The sequence below is a fragment of the Streptomyces sp. NPDC089799 genome, assembly GCF_040684755.1.
Taxonomy (GTDB): Bacteria; Actinomycetota; Actinomycetes; order Streptomycetales; family Streptomycetaceae; genus Streptomyces.
The window spans coordinates 38,110-52,988 of record NZ_JBFBGR010000003.1 but is presented as its reverse complement, the minus strand read 5'-3'; the positions used below and the strand labels follow the sequence as shown (position 1 = coordinate 52,988).

At 72.0% G+C, this 14,879-nt stretch carries 20 protein-coding genes and 1 riboswitch; of the genes, 12 read left to right on the top strand and 8 right to left on the bottom strand.

Annotation, left to right across the window (positions count from 1 at the left end):
- Positions 1–141 precede the first annotated feature (141 nt).
- The gene (locus tag AB0O36_RS03430; RefSeq protein WP_365103415.1) at positions 142–1,548 is read left to right on the top strand and encodes an FAD-linked oxidase C-terminal domain-containing protein; all 1,407 of its coding nucleotides are present in this window, start codon (positions 142–144) and stop codon (positions 1,546–1,548) included.
- Between the two features lie 108 nt (positions 1,549–1,656).
- On the opposite strand, the gene AB0O36_RS03425 is transcribed toward AB0O36_RS03430, so the two are convergent.
- The 3 genes from AB0O36_RS03425 to AB0O36_RS03415 form a co-directional block, all read right to left on the bottom strand.
- The gene (locus AB0O36_RS03425) at positions 1,657–2,496 is read right to left on the bottom strand and encodes a CbtA family protein (RefSeq protein ID WP_365103412.1); all 840 of its coding nucleotides are present in this window, start codon (positions 2,494–2,496) and stop codon (positions 1,657–1,659) included.
- A 14-nt stretch (positions 2,497–2,510) separates the two neighbouring features.
- Positions 2,511–2,738, bottom strand: a complete 228-nt coding sequence (locus AB0O36_RS03420; protein ID WP_365103409.1) for a CbtB-domain containing protein — start codon at positions 2,736–2,738, stop codon at positions 2,511–2,513.
- A 60-nt stretch (positions 2,739–2,798) separates the two neighbouring features.
- A riboswitch (cobalamin riboswitch) is annotated at positions 2,799–2,882 on the bottom strand.
- Between the two features lie 273 nt (positions 2,883–3,155).
- Positions 3,156–4,037 carry a LysR family transcriptional regulator gene (locus AB0O36_RS03415; protein ID WP_365103407.1) on the bottom strand — a complete coding sequence of 294 codons (882 nt, stop codon included), beginning with the start codon at positions 4,035–4,037 and terminating at the stop codon, positions 3,156–3,158.
- Positions 4,038–4,214: 177 nt separating this feature from the next.
- Here AB0O36_RS03415 and AB0O36_RS03410 point away from each other — a divergent pair, with 177 nt between their 5' ends.
- The gene (locus AB0O36_RS03410) at positions 4,215–5,345 is read left to right on the top strand and encodes an alkene reductase (protein WP_365103405.1); all 1,131 of its coding nucleotides are present in this window, start codon (positions 4,215–4,217) and stop codon (positions 5,343–5,345) included.
- 85 nt (positions 5,346–5,430) lie between these two features.
- Here the strand turns inward: AB0O36_RS03410 and AB0O36_RS03405 are convergent, their stop codons facing one another.
- Positions 5,431–5,868 (bottom strand): hypothetical protein, encoded by a 438-nt coding sequence (locus tag AB0O36_RS03405; RefSeq protein WP_365103402.1) that lies wholly within the window; start codon positions 5,866–5,868, stop codon positions 5,431–5,433.
- An 83-nt stretch (positions 5,869–5,951) separates the two neighbouring features.
- Between AB0O36_RS03405 and AB0O36_RS03400 the strand changes: the two genes are divergently transcribed.
- Positions 5,952–6,218 carry a GlsB/YeaQ/YmgE family stress response membrane protein gene (locus tag AB0O36_RS03400; RefSeq protein ID WP_365103399.1) on the top strand — a complete coding sequence of 89 codons (267 nt, stop codon included), beginning with the start codon at positions 5,952–5,954 and terminating at the stop codon, positions 6,216–6,218.
- Between the two features lie 285 nt (positions 6,219–6,503).
- On the opposite strand, the gene AB0O36_RS03395 is transcribed toward AB0O36_RS03400, so the two are convergent.
- Together AB0O36_RS03395 and AB0O36_RS03390 are read right to left on the bottom strand one after the other, a co-directional pair.
- Positions 6,504–7,553, bottom strand: coding sequence for an SRPBCC family protein (locus AB0O36_RS03395; protein WP_365103396.1), 1,050 nt, complete (start codon positions 7,551–7,553; stop codon positions 6,504–6,506).
- A 4-nt stretch (positions 7,554–7,557) separates the two neighbouring features.
- Entirely contained in the window at positions 7,558–8,691 is a 1,134-nt protein-coding gene (locus tag AB0O36_RS03390; RefSeq protein WP_365103394.1) for a histone protein, read from the bottom strand.
- A gap of 216 nt (positions 8,692–8,907) precedes the next feature.
- On the opposite strand from AB0O36_RS03390, the gene AB0O36_RS03385 reads away from it, so the two are divergent.
- The 8 genes from AB0O36_RS03385 (at position 8,908) to AB0O36_RS03350 (ending at position 12,868) form a co-directional block, all read left to right on the top strand.
- Complete coding sequence (locus tag AB0O36_RS03385) at positions 8,908–9,285, top strand: gas vesicle protein (protein WP_365103392.1); 378 nt, start codon at positions 8,908–8,910, stop codon at positions 9,283–9,285.
- Positions 9,286–9,312: 27 nt separating this feature from the next.
- Positions 9,313–9,810 carry a gas vesicle structural protein GvpA gene (locus tag AB0O36_RS03380; RefSeq protein WP_365103389.1) on the top strand — a complete coding sequence of 166 codons (498 nt, stop codon included), beginning with the start codon at positions 9,313–9,315 and terminating at the stop codon, positions 9,808–9,810.
- Positions 9,811–9,813: 3 nt separating this feature from the next.
- Positions 9,814–10,530 (top strand): GvpL/GvpF family gas vesicle protein, encoded by a 717-nt coding sequence (locus AB0O36_RS03375; protein WP_365103387.1) that lies wholly within the window; start codon positions 9,814–9,816, stop codon positions 10,528–10,530.
- Positions 10,531–10,596: 66 nt separating this feature from the next.
- Complete coding sequence (locus AB0O36_RS03370; RefSeq protein ID WP_365103384.1) at positions 10,597–10,845, top strand: gas vesicle protein GvpG; 249 nt, start codon at positions 10,597–10,599, stop codon at positions 10,843–10,845.
- Between the two features lie 109 nt (positions 10,846–10,954).
- Positions 10,955–11,347: a gas vesicle protein gene (locus tag AB0O36_RS03365; RefSeq protein WP_365103954.1), complete on the top strand. Its 393-nt coding sequence runs from the start codon at positions 10,955–10,957 to the stop codon at positions 11,345–11,347.
- Positions 11,347–12,180 (top strand): GvpL/GvpF family gas vesicle protein, encoded by an 834-nt coding sequence (locus tag AB0O36_RS03360; RefSeq protein WP_365103381.1) that lies wholly within the window; start codon positions 11,347–11,349, stop codon positions 12,178–12,180. Before AB0O36_RS03365 ends, AB0O36_RS03360 begins: the two co-directional genes overlap by 1 nt.
- Complete coding sequence (locus tag AB0O36_RS03355) at positions 12,177–12,452, top strand: gas vesicle protein (protein ID WP_365103378.1); 276 nt, start codon at positions 12,177–12,179, stop codon at positions 12,450–12,452. Before AB0O36_RS03360 ends, AB0O36_RS03355 begins: the two co-directional genes overlap by 4 nt.
- Positions 12,449–12,868, top strand: coding sequence for a gas vesicle protein K (locus tag AB0O36_RS03350; RefSeq protein WP_365103375.1), 420 nt, complete (start codon positions 12,449–12,451; stop codon positions 12,866–12,868). Before AB0O36_RS03355 ends, AB0O36_RS03350 begins: the two co-directional genes overlap by 4 nt.
- Before the next feature lie 68 nt (positions 12,869–12,936).
- Here the strand turns inward: AB0O36_RS03350 and AB0O36_RS03345 are convergent, their stop codons facing one another.
- Entirely contained in the window at positions 12,937–13,212 is a 276-nt protein-coding gene (locus AB0O36_RS03345; RefSeq protein WP_365103372.1) for a hypothetical protein, read from the bottom strand.
- Positions 13,213–13,547: 335 nt separating this feature from the next.
- On the opposite strand from AB0O36_RS03345, the gene AB0O36_RS03340 reads away from it, so the two are divergent.
- The gene (locus tag AB0O36_RS03340; RefSeq protein WP_365103369.1) at positions 13,548–13,901 is read left to right on the top strand and encodes a helix-turn-helix domain-containing protein; all 354 of its coding nucleotides are present in this window, start codon (positions 13,548–13,550) and stop codon (positions 13,899–13,901) included.
- Positions 13,902–13,967: 66 nt separating this feature from the next.
- Here the strand turns inward: AB0O36_RS03340 and AB0O36_RS03335 are convergent, their stop codons facing one another.
- Positions 13,968–14,684: an HAD family hydrolase gene (locus AB0O36_RS03335; RefSeq protein WP_365103366.1), complete on the bottom strand. Its 717-nt coding sequence runs from the start codon at positions 14,682–14,684 to the stop codon at positions 13,968–13,970.
- Positions 14,685–14,879 lie beyond the last annotated feature (195 nt).

Genomic DNA, 14,879 nt, shown 5'->3' with positions numbered 1-14,879 from the left:
GCCGCATCCACGGCCCGATCTGGCGTCAACAGACTTGCCGACACGGCTGTGACCAGGCAATTGGCCCTTGGTACACCTCCCCTTCGACCGTGTACCAAGGGTCAATTGACCCCGTCCCGGGCCGGTGCGAGCCTCCCGGCTATGAGCACGACATCCTCTGAAACCGCCGGGCTCCTCACCTCCGATCTCGCCGGGCTGCTCCCCGCCGGACGCGTGGTCACCGACCCGGCCGTGCTGGCGTCCTACGCACACGACGAGGCCGCCGGCGCCCCCTGGGTGCTGCCCGCGGCGGCGGTGGAACCGCGCGACACCGCCGAGGTCGCAGCCGTGGTCGCCTACTGCGCCGAACGCGGCGTACCCGTCGTCGCCCGCGGCGCGGGCACCGGCCTGTCCGGCGGTGCCAACGCCGTGGAGGGCTGCGTGGTGGTCTCCTTCGCGGCCATGGACCGGATCCTGCGGATCGACGCGGACGAGCGGCTCGCGGTGGTCCAGCCGGGCGTCGTCAACGACGACCTGCGCACCGCCTGCGCCGCCGAGGGCCTGTGGTACCCGCCCGACCCGGCGAGCGCGCCCTGGTCCACGATCGGCGGGAACGTGGCCACCAACGCGGGCGGGCTGTGCTGCGTGAAGTACGGCGTGACGCGCGACTACGTGCTGGGCATGGAGGCCGTGACCGGCAGCGGCGAGGTGGTCCGGCTGGGCCGGCGTACGGCGAAGAGCAGCGCGGGGTTCGAACTGGCCGGCCTGCTGGTCGGTTCGGAGGGAACGCTCGGGCTGGTCACCGAGATCACCGTGCGGCTGCGCGGGGAGCGGGCACCCGAGCACACGGTGGTCGGCGCCTTCGACGACCTGCCGGCCGCGGGCCGGGCCGTCGCCCGGGTGGTGGCCTCCGGAGTGGTCCCCAGCGCCCTGGAGCTCGTCGACCGGTACTGCCTGCGGGCCGTCGACGAGTGGAAGAACACCGGCCTGGGCGACACCGGCAACGTACTGCTGCTGGCCCGCTGCGACGCGCCCGGTGACGCCGGGGTCCAGGAGGCGGAAACCGTGCTGGCCTGCTTCCGGGACGCGGGCGCCGGCTGGAGCGCACGCTCGGAGGACCAGGCCGAGGCGGACGCCCTGTTCGCGGCGCGGCGCCTGGTCTACCCGGCGCTGGAACGCCAGGGCATGGTGCTGAGCGAGGACATCTGCGTCCCGCGGACCCTCGTCCCCGAGATGCTGGCGCGGCTGGAGGCCACCGGCCGCGAGCAGGACGTACGGATCGCCGGCCTGGCCCACGCGGGGGACGGCAATCTGCACCCGATGATCGTGGTGCCGCGCGGCGACGAGCGCGAACTGGCCAGGTGCCGGGAGGTGTTCGAGACGATCGTCGAGGAGGCGGTCGCGCTCGGCGGCACGGTCACCGGCGAGCACGGCGTGGGACTGCTCAAGATGCGCGGGCTGGTGTCCGAACTCGGACCGGCCGTGCTGGACCTGCACCGGGGCATCAAGCGGGTCTGGGACCCGGCGGGCATCCTCAACCCGGGGAAGGTGTTCACGGCCTCGCGGTGAGGGAGGACCCGGCGGGGCCGGTGGCGCCGCCTGACGCTCACGACCGGAGCCCTGCGGTCCCGGACGTCCGGGACCGCAGGGCTCTGGGGTGTGGCTGCGGTGCGGGGATCAGCCGAGGGCCGACGCCGGCTGCGGAGCCGTGGCCTCCGTACCGGCCGGGTCGGTGCGGTGGGCCAGGAGCCGCTGGGCGAGGACGCCGAAGACGACCCCGAACACGGCCCACATCACGACCTGGACGGACACCGACGCGACCCGGAACTCCCACAGCAGGGCCGCGGGGAACTCGGGCTTCACCGCGTCGGTGTTGTCCGGGAGGACCAGGAAGGCCAGCCCGGTGGCGACGACGAAGCCGGCGCCGGCCGCCAGGGTGGCGTTCCAGTTGCCCAGGGGCGGTGCCAGCCGGCGTCCCAGGATGATCGCGCCCACGCCGAGCAGCACGCTCAGCAGGATCATCAGGAAGAACAGCGTGGTGCGCTGCCCGATCGTGTCGGGATTGCCGACCGCCGGCGGGGCCGCCGGGTACTTCAGGAACGGCACGAAGTAGACGGTGGTGAAGGCGCCCGCGGCCGTGAGCGCCGCCGTGGCCCGCGGGCTGAACCCGCCGACGCGCCCGAGCACGAAGGAGAACGCGAGGGAGGCGATGCCGCCCAGGGCCACCCCGTAGACCAGGACACCGGTGGCCAGGCCGACGGTGGACTGGACGGGACGGCTGACGAGTTCTTCCTCTTCCTCGGCGGCGGCCGCCGGGGCGGCACCGTGACCGGAGTGACCGGCGGCGTGGCCGGCCGCCGGGGCGGCTTCCTTGGCGGCCGTGGCCTCCTCGACGGCGATGGAGCCCCGGACGGGGGGCTCACCGACCGCGTAGGCGACGGCGAAGGCGAACAGTCCGGCGATCAGGCCCGCGAGCATGCCGCGGACCAGCAGACCTCTGACAGTGGAGGCGTACATGGTGCGCGTGCCTCTCAATGGCAGGGGAAGCCGAGCAGGTGGCGGCCGTCGTGCACCCACTCGTGCACGCCCTCGCCGGAGAACACGGCGGTGGCGCCCTGCTCGGCACCGACGAAGTACAGGGCCACGAGCATCAGGAGGCCGACGAACAGGGCCCAGGGCAGGACGGCCTTGACGGGCAGCGGAGCCGACGGGGAGACGGCGGGGGTGGGTATGGCAGCGGAAGCGACGGCCTCGGCCATGGTGGAACCTCCTCGGGGAACAACGCGTCCCATGTGGTGGTGCGGATCGACGGTCCGAGGGTCTGACTCGCCGCGGCCGCCCCCCGGAGGGGTGCCGCCGCAGCACACAGTGGCGCGACCATGCCGGATTCTCACCGGACTTCCGTCTCGCCGTCGTCGCTATGTGTTTATGTCGCCGCGACGCTACAGCCCCGCCCGCCGCCGCACCAAGCGGATGAGTTCCTGATCACATGCGCTGCCCGCGCCGCGAGACGGCACGGCGACCCGCAAGGTGTGGCACCTCCCGGACCTCCGAGGGTGCGCTGCCCGGGCACGGCATCCGGAGCGGCATCGGCCGATGGGGGCCGCACCTGCCCCGGCCCGCCCGCTGCCGCCGCCGGCACCGGTGCCTGCGGCGGCACCGCCGACGCGTCCGAACTAGTCGATGGCGGGGAAGAGCTCGACGAAGGCGCGGACCCGCACGGTCTCTCCCGACGCGGGCCAGAGGAAGCCGAAGTCCACGGGCGGGGCGTCGTGGAACGGCACCCAGGTGATGCCCGGGCGGCCGGTGTAGCGCTCCGCCGTCGCGCAGGCCGGTGAGATGCCCGCTCCCGCCGCCACGAGGGACTGCAGCTCGGCCCAGTACATGGCGGTGGGCCCTCGGGGGACGGTCCTGCCGGCGGGGGTGTGCTGCGGATAGTGGTAGTCCAGCCAGTACGGCGGGACCGCGCCGGCGATGGCCACGAGGGGCGCTTCGGCGAAGTCTTCGAGGGAGACGGACGTGCGCCGGGCGAGGGGGTGCCGGTCGGGGACCATGAGCGCGCGGGGAGCGGAGAGCACGAGGGGACCCATCGTCAGATCCGGCTCGCTGCAAGGTCGTTCGGTGATCTGCATGTGCACCTGACCGCTCCGGATCGGGCCGAAGGGGTCGGAGAGCTGCACCTCCTGGATCCGTACGTCGCTGCCGGGGTAGCGGGCACGGAACTTCTCGGCCGCCTTCAGGATCAACTCGGCGACCATCGGCCCCGAGTAGCCCACGCGGAGCGTCCCGCCGATCCCCCGTCCGGCCTCGGTGGCGCGGGCGACGGCGTGCTGGATCTGCCGGTAGCCGGGGAGCAGGTCGTCGCGGAGCTGTGCGCCGATCGCGGTCAGGGCGACGTGGCGGCTGGTGCGCTCGAAGAGGGGTACGCCGATGCGGCGCTCCAGCTTCTTGATGGTCTGACTCACGCGCCCCTGCGCCAACCCGAGCCGTTCGGAGGTGCGCCGGAAGTGGAGTTCCTCGGCGAGCGTCAGAAACGCCTCGATCTCGTGCCGCTCCAACCCAGGCCCCCGTTCGGTGAGTTCCGGTCACCGATCGTAGCCCTTTTCGATCTTGATGGGCCGGTCGGGGCGCCGGAGAGTGGACATCGGCCGCTCGGCCCGCCCAACGTCACCCGCCGACCGCACCCTCCCCACTTTCCGTGGGCAGGGTGCCCCGCCCTGCTTGGAGCAACGACCTTGTCCGTCAACCCTTCCCGGTCCCCCCTCTTCCAGCCGACCCGACTGGGTCCCCTGCGCCTGCCGAACCGGCTGGTGATGGCGCCCATGACCCGCAGCCGGGCCTCGGCGGACGGCGTCCCGCAGCCGGTCATGGAGACGTACTACGCACAGCGCGCCACGGCCGGGCTGATCATCGCCGAGGCGTCGACGCCGAACGCCGTGGGGCAGACCTACCCGAACATCACCGCCATCCACCTCCCGTCCCACGTGGACGGCTGGAGAAGGGTCACCGACGCGGTGCGCGAGGCCGGCGGCCGCATGTTCCTCCAGATCCAGCACGGCGGACGGGTCGGTCACCCCGACAACAGCGGGCTGACCCCGGTCGCACCGTCGCCCGTCCCGCTCCCGGAGCAGATCTCGACCCCCTCCGGTCCTCAGGACGCCGTCGTCCCCCGCGAGATGACCCTCGACGAGATCCGCTCCACCGTGGCCGACTTCGCCGCCGCCGCCCGCCACGCCGTGGACGCGGGCTTCGCCGGAGTGGAGGTGCACGCCGCCAACGGCTACCTGCTCCACCAGTTCCTCGCCCAGGGCAGCAACCGGCGTACGGACGCCTACGGCGGCCCGGTGGCGCACCGCATCCGGTTCACCGTCGAGGTGGTCCGGGCGGTCGCGGAGGCCATCGGCCCCGAGCGGGTGGGTGTGCGCATCGCGCCGGGACTCACCGTCAACGGCATCGAGGAGGGCGATACGGAGGCCATCTACCCGGCCCTGATCGACGCCCTGGCCGACGCGGGCCTCGCCTATGTCCACGTGGTCTTCGCCGACCCCGACCAGCCCGTCTTCCGGCGCATCCGCACGATGTGGTCCGGCACGATCATCGCCAACCCGGTGCTCGGCTGGGGGCAGCCGCTGCCCGCCGACGGCGGCCGGGAGGCGGCCGAGCGGCTGCTCGCCGCGGGAGCCGACCTGATTTCCCTCGGCCGGCCCTTCCTCGCGAACCCGGACCTGGTCGAGCGGCTCCGTACCGGCGCGCCCGTCAACCAGGTGCGCGACGCGGGCCTCTTCTACACGGGTGGGGCGGACGGCTACACCGACTACCCCACGCTCGACGGCGAGCACGCCGGGCACCGGGGACTGGCGGCCTGAGCGCCGGGCACCGGGCACCTTGGACCGGCGGCCTGGTTGCCATGCCGCCGCCCGCAGGCCGCAGGCCCTGAACCCGCGCCCCGCCCTACTCCACGACGACGATCCGGTGCTCCGCGTCCCGGTCGCGGACGGCTCCGCCACCCGGCGCGGCCGCCGGCTCCTTCCGGACGCGGACGTACCCGGCCTTGACCCCCCACACGCCCAGGTCGGCGGTGTCGGCCCGGTACTCCTGCCAGGTCCTGCCGCGCCGGCCGTCGTCCGGCGGCCACGCGTGCGGCCTGGACGCCCACACCGTGACGGCGGTGATCCAGCCCGGCTCCTGCCGGAAGGGGTCGTCGGGGTCGGCGGGGAAGGCGGGGGCCCGCAGGGAGCCGAGCCGGCTCAGACCCAGGCGGGCCAGCGAGTACGCGACGACCTGCCCGCCCTCGTCGGACCTGTCGGGCCGGACCGCGACACCGGTTCCGCCGTAATCCGCCGCGTCGAACAGCGTCGCCTCGATCACCGGGCTCCCGTTGCCCGTCATGCCTCGACCTCCCACATGGTTCGGAATTCCTTATTCGGGCAGATGGCTTCGTGAAGGATTCAAGAAAAGGGAAGCGAGGGGCCATGAGCATCATCGGCTGGATTCTGATGGGATTGATCGCCGGAATCATCGCGAAACTCCTGATGCCGGGCAAGGACCCGGGCGGCTGCCTCCTCACGCCTCTCATCGGCATTGCGGGGGGCCTTCTGGGCGGATGGCTCGGAAAGGTCATTTTCGGCGTCGAATCCATCGACGGATTCTTCGAACTCTCGACCTGGGTCGCCGCCATTGTCGGTTCGCTCATCCTCCTGCTCGTCTACCGCCTGATCGCCGGCCGGAAGAACTCGTGATGTTCGGCAAAAGGAAACGCATACGCAAGAGGATCAAGCGGCGGGTCCGGCGTCGGGTCGCCGGGGGCTGGGGCCCTCGCGCCCTGGTCCGCCGGATGTCCATGCGGCTGACGGTGTGGGGCGTGGGCGTGATGATGTGGGGGATGCGGCGGACGCTGCGGCGTTTGCTGCGCGCCGCGTTCCTGCTCCGTTCCGGCCCCTTGTCCTTGTCGGCCCGGCCCGGCTGAATTCGCGCGGAGCGCCGGCGTCCGTCGAGGACGGGGCCGTGATGGCCCGGGGGTGCCGTCAACGGCGGCGACGGCGCCGACGGGGAGAAGGTTCCGCATCCTCGTCGACTTCTTCCTCCTCGTCCCCTTCTTCCTGCTCATTCTCTTCGCCCTCGCCTTCACTGGCGCTTTCGTCCTCGTCCTCGTATGCGTCGGGTTCTTCCTCGTCTTCCTCTGCTTCGGCGTACTCCCCGCCCTCGTCCTCGTACTCCTCGGCCCCTTCCTCGGCCCCTTCCCCGGCCTCTTCCTCTTCCTCCTCCACGGCCTCCTCATGGGTGCGTACGACCTCGCCGTCGCGTATCTCGCCGCGCCATCCGTCGGGCTCGCCGTCCGAGAGGGTGACATGACGGGCGAAGTGCTTGAGGTCCAGGCGCAGGCGCCGTCCCTGTGCGCGCCAGATGTTGCCCGTCCGTTCGAACAGGCCGGAGGGGTAGTACTCGACGATCACGAGAACGCGAGTGAGGGAGGGGGCGAGCTCGTGGAAGCTGACGCATCCCCGCGTGGTGCCCTTGGAGCCCTGGGAGCTCCACAGGATGCGTTCGTCGGGGACCTGTTCCTGGACGGTCGCCTTCCAGTTGCGGGTGGAGGGGCCGACCTTGACCTTCCAGTCCGAGGTCGTGTCATCGCTCTGGGAGACGCTGCGCACGCCCTTGGCGAAGGTGCTGAAGTCCTCGTACAGCGTCCACTGGTCGTAGGCGGTGCGCAGCGGGACTCCGATGTCGATGGATTCGCAGATGTGGATCGGCTTGGATCCGCTCTTGCGGCTCTTGCCTCCGCCGGTCAGCGCGCTGCCGATGTCCTTGACCTTGTCCTTGACGCTGTCGATGGTGGTGCCGACGGCGGCCTTGAGGGGTGAGTCGCCCTGGAGGAGGCGGCCGCCGATGTCCGCGAGCGAGCCTCCGTTGTCGGCCACGTCGAAGAGCTGTTCGGTGACGTCGCCGAGCTTGTCGACGGCCTTGTCGGCCAGCTGGCCCGCCTGGGCGGACAGGAACCCGCCGAGCTCGTCGAACAGCTGGTCCATGGCGGACCGTGTGTCCTCGGGCTCGATGGCACGGTGTGTGGTGGCCATGGCACTACCTCCGCGTCGACGACTTGCGTGCCGACGTCCTCTTGGCCGGCGCGCGCTTCGCCGCCGCCTTCTTGGCCGGGGGCCGGGCGGAGGCGGTCTTCTTGGTGCCGGTGCGGCTCGCGGAAGAGGACTTCTTCGGGGTCTCCTTGGCCCGGGTGCGCCTGGCGGCACTCTTCGTGGGCGGAGCCGTCTTCTTGGCTGCCGGGGCCTTCTTGGCCGGTGCGGCCTTCTTCCGTGCCGGTGTGGCCTTCTTGGCCGGTGCGGCCTTCCTCCCGGCCGGTGCGGTCTTCCCGGCCGGTGCAGCCGTCTTCTTGGCTGCCGGGGCCTTTTTGGCCGGTGCGGCCTTCTTCCGCGCCGGCGTGGCCTTCTTGGCCGGTGCCGCCTTCTTCCCGGCCGCCGGCTTCCCGGCCGCCGTGTCCGCCTTCTTCGCCGGTGTGCGGCGGCGGGAGGGGGATGCCTTGGACGGTTCGGCGCCACGACCGCTGCTGCGCCCGGAAGCGCCGGCCGATCCGGCGGTACGGGTGCCACTGCCGCGGGCCCGTGCACGGGGACGAGGCTCCTCGGCCTCCTCCTCGTCCTCCCCCTCTTCGTCCTCTTCCTCCTCCGGCTCCTCCTCGTCCCGGTAGGCCCCTTCTTCCTCTTCCTCGTCCTCCTCCTCATAGGGCCCCTCGTCCTCGTAGCGCCCTTCTCCCTCCTCCTCCGGCTCCTCCTCGTACGCATCGTCGTCCGCGGGGGCTTCGTCCTCGTAGGGCTCCTCCTCGTACTCCTCGTCCTCGTACCGCTCTTCCTCGTCGGCGCCTTCGTCCTCGTCCGACTCCTTGCGGCCACGGGTGAGTTCGAGCGTGCGCTGGTGCAGGTTGTCGGCCAGACCGGCGATCTGACGGGTGGCCGCGGTCGTGAGCGCCGAGCGGGCCGCGTCGAGTGCCTCGCCACGGAGCTGTTCGCCCAGTTCGGCGGTCTGGGGCATCTCCCCGAGCTTGCGGACGCCCTGCGCGATGAGCTGGCCGGGGTCCAGCGCGAATCTGCGGCCGGCGAGATACGTCGCCAGCGACAGGGCCATGCGGCCCTTCTTCGCCCGTCCCAGGAGGTAGCCCCCGGCAATGGCGGCTGCCAGGGCGAGCTTCGTCGTGTCGTCCATCTGCCTGTTCCCTTCCCACGCTGGTCAATCACCGGGCCGCTGCCCGGCGGTGGGGTCGAGCACCGGGGTGTCCCCGGTGCGGGTACTCATAGGGCGGCTGCTCGCCCTGCGGCCGGATATTCCGTTTGATGCGGAGAAATTCCCGAATGTGAGGTGTGGTGCGGATATGTCGGGGGAGGCGCCCATAGTCCACGGAGATCCGGCAGAGAGAAGCACATGGCCACGCCAGAACCGGCACGTCGCCGGCGCCGACCGTCCTCGGAGGGCGGCGGTGAGCCACCGGCTCGCACGCCCCCGCGCAGGAAGGCCGCCTCCCGGAAGGGCGGAAACGCACCCGGCGCGGCGGCCGCGCTCCGGGCAGCTGCGGAGCAGCTGTCGGAACTGCTCGGCCGGCGCCCGGAGTCGGTTTCGTCCCTCAAGCCCACCGATGACGGCTGGGAGGCGGTGGTGGAGGTGGTCGAACTTGAACGCATTCCGGACACCACCAGCGTCATGGGCAGCTACAGGGTCGCACTCGACGAGGAGGGTGAGCTGATCTCCTACGAACGGACCCGGAGGTACAGCCGGGGCATGATCGACCGGCCGGGCGGCTGACGCCACCCAGCCGGGAAGGGAAGCGCCATGACGGTGATGCCGCAGGGGGCGAGCGGAGGCCTCAGCCGCGCCGGCGGAGGCAACACGAGCAGCCTCTACGACGTCCTGGAACTCATTCTCGACCGGGGGCTGGTCATCGACGCCTTCGTACGGGTCTCCCTGGTCGGGATCGAGATCCTCAAGATCGACGCCCGGATCGTGATCGCGAGCGTCGACACCTACCTCCGCTTCGCCGAGGCGTGCAACCGGCTGGACCTGGAATCCGGCCCCGGTACGCCCGCCCAGCTCCCGGACGTAGCGGAGAAGTTGATGGAGGGCGGAAGCCGGGGCAAGACCAAGGGCGCGCTCGGCGGCGCGATCGATGCCGTGACGAAGTCCCTCACGGGCAAGAGCGAGGACGAGGGCGGGCAGGAGGACGAGCAGGAGGACGAACGCGAGCAGGAGGACGAGCGCGAGCAGGAGGCAGAGGAACCTCCTCGGCGCCGGCGGCCGGCCCGGCGGCCGGTGCGGCGGGAGAGGGAGTGAACCGTGGCCGTCTACGTGTATGCCATCACCCTGCGCGAACACCCCTGCCGGACCGACGGCATCACCGGCGTCGGTGCCCACGCCGGACCGGTACGGGTCGTCTCCACGCAGGAGCTGAACGCCGTGGTCAGTGACGTCGACGAGGAAATCCGCCCCAAGAGGCGCGATGTCGCCGCTCACCAGGCCGTCCAGAACGGCCTCATGGCGGACGGGACTCCGCTGCCGCTCCAGTTCGGATACACCGCACCCGACGACGAGGCCGTCCGCCACGTGCTCCGGGAACAGGAACCGGCCTACCGGGCCGCGCTGGAACGGGTACAGGGCTGCGCCGAGTACAACGTGAAGGCGTCCTGGGAGCAGGACCGCCTGCTCCGCCGGATCCTGGACGATTCGCCCCGGGGGCGCGGGCTCAACGAGGAGATCCTCGCCGGATCCCAGGACCCGCGTCTGCCCCTGGAGCTGGGGCGCATGATCGCCGACGAAGTGGACGTGCGGCGCTCGAACGCGGCCGCGGAACTGTGCCGGGCGCTGATGCCGCTCGGACGCGAGAGCATCCTCCACACCCCCGGCGGCGAGGACTTCCTGAACCTGTCGGTGCTCGTGCCCCGGGGCGGCGAGGACGCCCTGCTCAAGGCCCACGCCGACCTCGGCCGGGCCCCCGACGACGGGGTCACGGTCCGCCTGGTCGGACCGCTGCCGCCGTACAGCTTCGTGGCGTAGGCCGCCGCCACGTCCACCGGGCCGCCCCACGTCCACCGGGTCGGCCGGAGAGAGGAGGGTCCGGCGATGGGCCTGCTGGAGAAACTGCTCACCGCGCCGCTGCTCCCGGTCCGGGGCGTGGTCTGGGTGGCCCAGCGCGTCGCGGAGACCGCCGAGGCCGAGTACTACGACCCGGCGCCGGTCCTGGCCCGGCTCGCGGAGCTGGAGCGCCGACTGACCGCGGGCGAGATCGACGAGGAGACCTTCGAGCGTGAGGAAGACCTGCTGATCGACCGCCTGGTGGAGATCGACCACTACCGCAGGGGCGAACCGTGACCGCGCGCAGGCACCGACCGTGCAGGCCGGTCCGGGCCGGCCGCCGGACGACCGGGAGGTGAACCGGATGACGAACCCCTTGGACCGCAGGTTCGGTACGGGGCCGCCGATGGCCGGCTATCCGCCGAGCTCCTCGGCGAGCCTGGCCGACATCCTCGAACGCGTCCTGGACAAGGGCATCGTCATCGCCGGCGACATCCGCATCAACCTGCTCGACATCGAGCTGCTCACCATCAAGCTGCGGATCCTGATCGCCTCGGTGGACAAGGCGAAGGAGATGGGCATCGACTGGTGGGAGCACGATCCGTCGCTGTCCTCCCGGCATGACGGCGGGTCGCTGGCCGCCGAGAACCGCCGCCTGCGCGCCGAGCTGGAACAGCTGCGCCGCGACGGGGAGCAGGACGTGGAGCAGGGCGAAGGGGAGCAGGACGAAGGGGAGCAGGACCACCGGGCCCGGGAGCGGCGGCCCACGCGCGCCGCGGGCAGGCGGAGGACCGAGTGATGCACACCCCCGTCGCAGCCACGCTGACCTACGTCTACGCCGCCACGCCACCCGCTCCGGTGCTGGACGACCTCCTGCCGACGCTCGACGGGGTGGCCGGCAGCCCGGTCGGCCTCCTGCTGCCGCCGGGCGAGGAGTCCGGGCCCGTCGCCTTCGTCATCAGCGAGGTTCCGCGCGCCGACTGGGCCGAGGACGTGCTCAGGGACCGCTTCGAGGACCTCCGCTGGCTCGAGGACACCGCGCGCGCCCACCACCGCGTGGTGGAGGCGCTCGCCGTACGCACCACCGTCCTGCCGCTGCGGATGGCCACGCTCTACGAAGACCACGCCGGCGCGCTGCGGGCACTGCACGAGGAGGCGCAGGAACTCGCCACGCGGCTGGCCCGGCTCAGCTCGCGCACCGAGTACGGCGTCAAGGTCTACGTACGCCCCGCCGCCGCACCCGACCCACCCGCCGCATCCGCTGCCGCCGCGGAACCCGCCCCCGTGAGCCCCGGCAAGGCGTACCTGCGGGCACGCCGGGCCCAGCACGACATCCGCGAGGACCACTACCGGCAGGCGCAGCTGGCCGCCGAGCGCATCGCCGCCGTCGGCCGGGAGTACGGGGCGGCCCGGGTGAGCCATGCCCCGCAGAGCGGTCCCCTGGCCGAGTCGGCCGTGGGGGAGAACGTGCTCAACGACGCCTTCCTCGTGCCCGACGGCGAAGCCGACGCCTTCAGGGCGGCGGTCCACCGTGCGGGCGAGGACCTTCCCGGGATCCGGGTCGAGGTCACCGGCCCGTGGGCCCCGTACTCGTTCGCCGCCTCGCTGCCGGACCCCTCGTCACAGCCATGACGTCCGTCGACCGCCGCCCCGACCCGGTCCTGCCGGCCCGGCAGGTCGCCCTCGTCGACCTGCTCGACCGGCTGCTGGCCGGGGGCGTCGTCATCACCGGCGACATCGTCCTGTCCATCGCGGACATCGACCTCGTCCGCATCTCCCTGCGTGCCCTCATCAGCTCGGTCACGACCGTCGGCTCCGTCACGACCGTCGACTCCGTGGCCACCGTCGGTCCCGACGCCAGGGCCGCCCCGTCCCGACCCGCACCGGGAGGTGGAGCACCATGAGCGAGGAGACCCCGCGCCCGCCCCCTCCCCCCGTCCCGGGGCCGGATCTGAAGGCCGTGAGCGACACCATGGCCGACGCGGTGCGGTTGCTGCCGGCTTCCCCGGCCGACCGGCCGCCCGCGGGCAGCGGCTCCGGCGGCCGCCGCATCCGCACCGACCCCGACACGGTCGGGGAGGACCTGGTCAAGCTCGTCCTGACCGTGGTCGAACTGCTGAGGCAACTCATCGAGCGGCAGGCCGTCCGGCGTGTCGAAGCGGGCGGGCTCAGCGACGAACAGGAGGAGGAGCTGGGAGCGACCCTCCTCGCCCTCCATGACCGCATGATCGAATTGTGTGCGCAGCACGGCTTCGGCCTTGAGGAGCTCAACATCGACCTCGGCCCCCTCGGCCCGCTGCTGCCGCCGCCCGCACCGTGAGGCCGCTCTCTTCCGCCCAACAGGTCTCTTTGGCCACCACCGGTCTCCTCCGCCACCACCGGTCTCCGTCACCACCCGTCCACCGCAGTGGAGTCGTCAGTGTGGCCGGAGCCGTCCGTGTGGCCGGTGGACGGCAGGGCGTGTGAGGCAACGCGCGGGACGGCTGCGCGGCCCGCCCAGAGGGCGGCTTGTTCCAGCTGTGCGATCGTCAGCCCGGACTCGCGGGCCAGGTCTTCCAGGCCCATGTCGCGGGGGTGCGCCGCCTGTATCCGGGCGATCCGTCCTGCCCACAGCTCCGGATAGTGGAAGGGACGCCGCTGGAGTGCGGCAGAGACCTGCGTCATGTGGGTGGGGTTGCACGCGGCCACGGGCCGGCGGCCGTCACCCGCCGGGTCGACGGGATCGAGGTAGGAGGAGTCGGGAGCGTTCGCATGGAGCGTGGCTGCTCTCCCGCACCAGCCGCACCTGTCGGCGCGGGGCCTTTGACCGATGGCAGGCGTCATGTGCCACCTCCGGAGAAGAGGCGAGTCCCCGTCATCCGGCGGGTGCCTGACGGGCCGGTCGGCGGCGGGAACGGTCACGGGAGTCGTTCGCTCCCTGAGCAGCATTGTGGCTTTTTGCACCTTATGCGTCAATACTTACGTGAAAACCATTACATATGATCGCTTAGCGTCCGGAAATGGGGCACACGTATCTCATGGAAGGATCTGGATCTGGATCTGATCGCCGGTCGGAGTGGACGTTCCTCACCAACCACGCCCGCGTCCTGCTCGCGATCGCCCGCGACCCGGGCGTACGGCTCCGCGAGGTCGCACTCACCTGCGGCGTCACCGAACGCACCGTGCAGGGAATCGTCGCGGACCTCGAAGAGGCCGGGTACCTCACGCGGAGCCGCGCCGAGGACGGCCGCCGCAACCACTACACCATCGTGCCCGGGTCGCTGTTCCGCCACCCGGCCGAAGCCGGTCATGAGATCGCCGGCCTCCTGGAGCTCTTCCGCGCACCGCACGGCACGGAACAGGACGGCACCTGACCGGCGCAGGCACGTCGACGCGGCACGCGGGCACGTCCGCGCGGCACACGGCCGCGGACACGCTCCCTACGCGGTGATCCGTGAGAAGGGCCCGGAGCCGAGCGAATGCAGGAGCTCTGCCGGGTCCCTGACCACGGAGTCCGCCCCGGCGGACCGCAGGTCCTCGGCCGGGACGCCGCCGCAGAGCAGACCGACGCAGCAGTTCACCGACGCCCGGCGTCCGGCCTGCATGTCCCAGACGCTGTCCCCGACCAGGACCGCCCGGTCGGGCGCCGCGCCCGCCAGTTCCAGGGCCCGGTGCACGGGCTCCGGATGCGGCTTGCCGCGTTCGACGTCGTCCGCGCTGGTGGTCGCGCGGATGGCGTCGTCTGCATCGACGGCCCGGCGCAGTGCCGACAGTTCGGCGCCGGAGGCCGAGGTGACCAGGACGATGCGCCAGCCGTCGGCGGCGAGCGCGTGCAGCAGATCGCCGGCGCGGGGAAGGGCCGCGATCCGGTCGAAGTAGGTGGCGTAGAGCGCGTCGTGCGCGGCGCTGATGCCGTCCTTCTCCTCCTGGTCGTGGCCCTTGCCGAGGAGGCGTTCGAGCAGGGCCGGGCCGGGCAGGCCGAGGGCGTGGTGCACGGTGTGCATGGGGACGGTGTGTCCGGCCTGCCGGAACGCCTCCCACCAGCTCGTCACGTGCAGGGGGTTGGTGTCGGTGAGCGTTCCGTCGACGTCGAACAGCGCCGCGCGCACACGGGAGGCCGCGGCCGCCCCGGGGAGCGGACCGGACGTGGTGGTCATCGGCATGCATCCGATGTGGGCCATGCCCCGCGCCTACCCGCGGGAGCTCCTTCACACTCCGTGCGGGTACGCGTGTGTGTACGAGCGGGCTCCGCGGGCAGGCGCGTCGGCGGAAGACGACTGCGCAACGAGATGACGCAGCGAGATCGTCCCGGAAGGGAGCCCCGTGATGTCTGCGAAGGCCAAGGGCAAGAT

What these genes read in the sequence shown, in the direction of transcription:
- AB0O36_RS03430 (WP_365103415.1), top strand. Translation starts at nt 142, where the DNA reads ATGAGCACGACATCCTCTGAAACCGCCGGGCTCCTCACCTCCGATCTC.
- AB0O36_RS03425 (WP_365103412.1), bottom strand. Translation starts at nt 2,496, where the DNA reads ATGTACGCCTCCACTGTCAGAGGTCTGCTGGTCCGCGGCATGCTCGCG.
- AB0O36_RS03420 (WP_365103409.1), bottom strand. Translation starts at nt 2,738, where the DNA reads ATGGCCGAGGCCGTCGCTTCCGCTGCCATACCCACCCCCGCCGTCTCC.
- AB0O36_RS03405 (WP_365103402.1), bottom strand. Translation starts at nt 5,868, where the DNA reads ATGACGGGCAACGGGAGCCCGGTGATCGAGGCGACGCTGTTCGACGCG.
- AB0O36_RS03400 (WP_365103399.1), top strand. Translation starts at nt 5,952, where the DNA reads ATGAGCATCATCGGCTGGATTCTGATGGGATTGATCGCCGGAATCATC.
- AB0O36_RS03395 (WP_365103396.1), bottom strand. Translation starts at nt 7,553, where the DNA reads ATGGCCACCACACACCGTGCCATCGAGCCCGAGGACACACGGTCCGCC.
- AB0O36_RS03390 (WP_365103394.1), bottom strand. Translation starts at nt 8,691, where the DNA reads ATGGACGACACGACGAAGCTCGCCCTGGCAGCCGCCATTGCCGGGGGC.
- AB0O36_RS03385 (WP_365103392.1), top strand. Translation starts at nt 8,908, where the DNA reads ATGGCCACGCCAGAACCGGCACGTCGCCGGCGCCGACCGTCCTCGGAG.
- AB0O36_RS03380 (WP_365103389.1), top strand. Translation starts at nt 9,313, where the DNA reads ATGACGGTGATGCCGCAGGGGGCGAGCGGAGGCCTCAGCCGCGCCGGC.
- AB0O36_RS03370 (WP_365103384.1), top strand. Translation starts at nt 10,597, where the DNA reads ATGGGCCTGCTGGAGAAACTGCTCACCGCGCCGCTGCTCCCGGTCCGG.
- AB0O36_RS03365 (WP_365103954.1), top strand. Translation starts at nt 10,955, where the DNA reads ATGGCCGGCTATCCGCCGAGCTCCTCGGCGAGCCTGGCCGACATCCTC.
- AB0O36_RS03360 (WP_365103381.1), top strand. Translation starts at nt 11,347, where the DNA reads ATGCACACCCCCGTCGCAGCCACGCTGACCTACGTCTACGCCGCCACG.
- AB0O36_RS03355 (WP_365103378.1), top strand. Translation starts at nt 12,177, where the DNA reads ATGACGTCCGTCGACCGCCGCCCCGACCCGGTCCTGCCGGCCCGGCAG.
- AB0O36_RS03350 (WP_365103375.1), top strand. Translation starts at nt 12,449, where the DNA reads ATGAGCGAGGAGACCCCGCGCCCGCCCCCTCCCCCCGTCCCGGGGCCG.
- AB0O36_RS03345 (WP_365103372.1), bottom strand. Translation starts at nt 13,212, where the DNA reads ATGACGCAGGTCTCTGCCGCACTCCAGCGGCGTCCCTTCCACTATCCG.
- AB0O36_RS03340 (WP_365103369.1), top strand. Translation starts at nt 13,548, where the DNA reads ATGGGGCACACGTATCTCATGGAAGGATCTGGATCTGGATCTGATCGC.
- AB0O36_RS03335 (WP_365103366.1), bottom strand. Translation starts at nt 14,684, where the DNA reads ATGACCACCACGTCCGGTCCGCTCCCCGGGGCGGCCGCGGCCTCCCGT.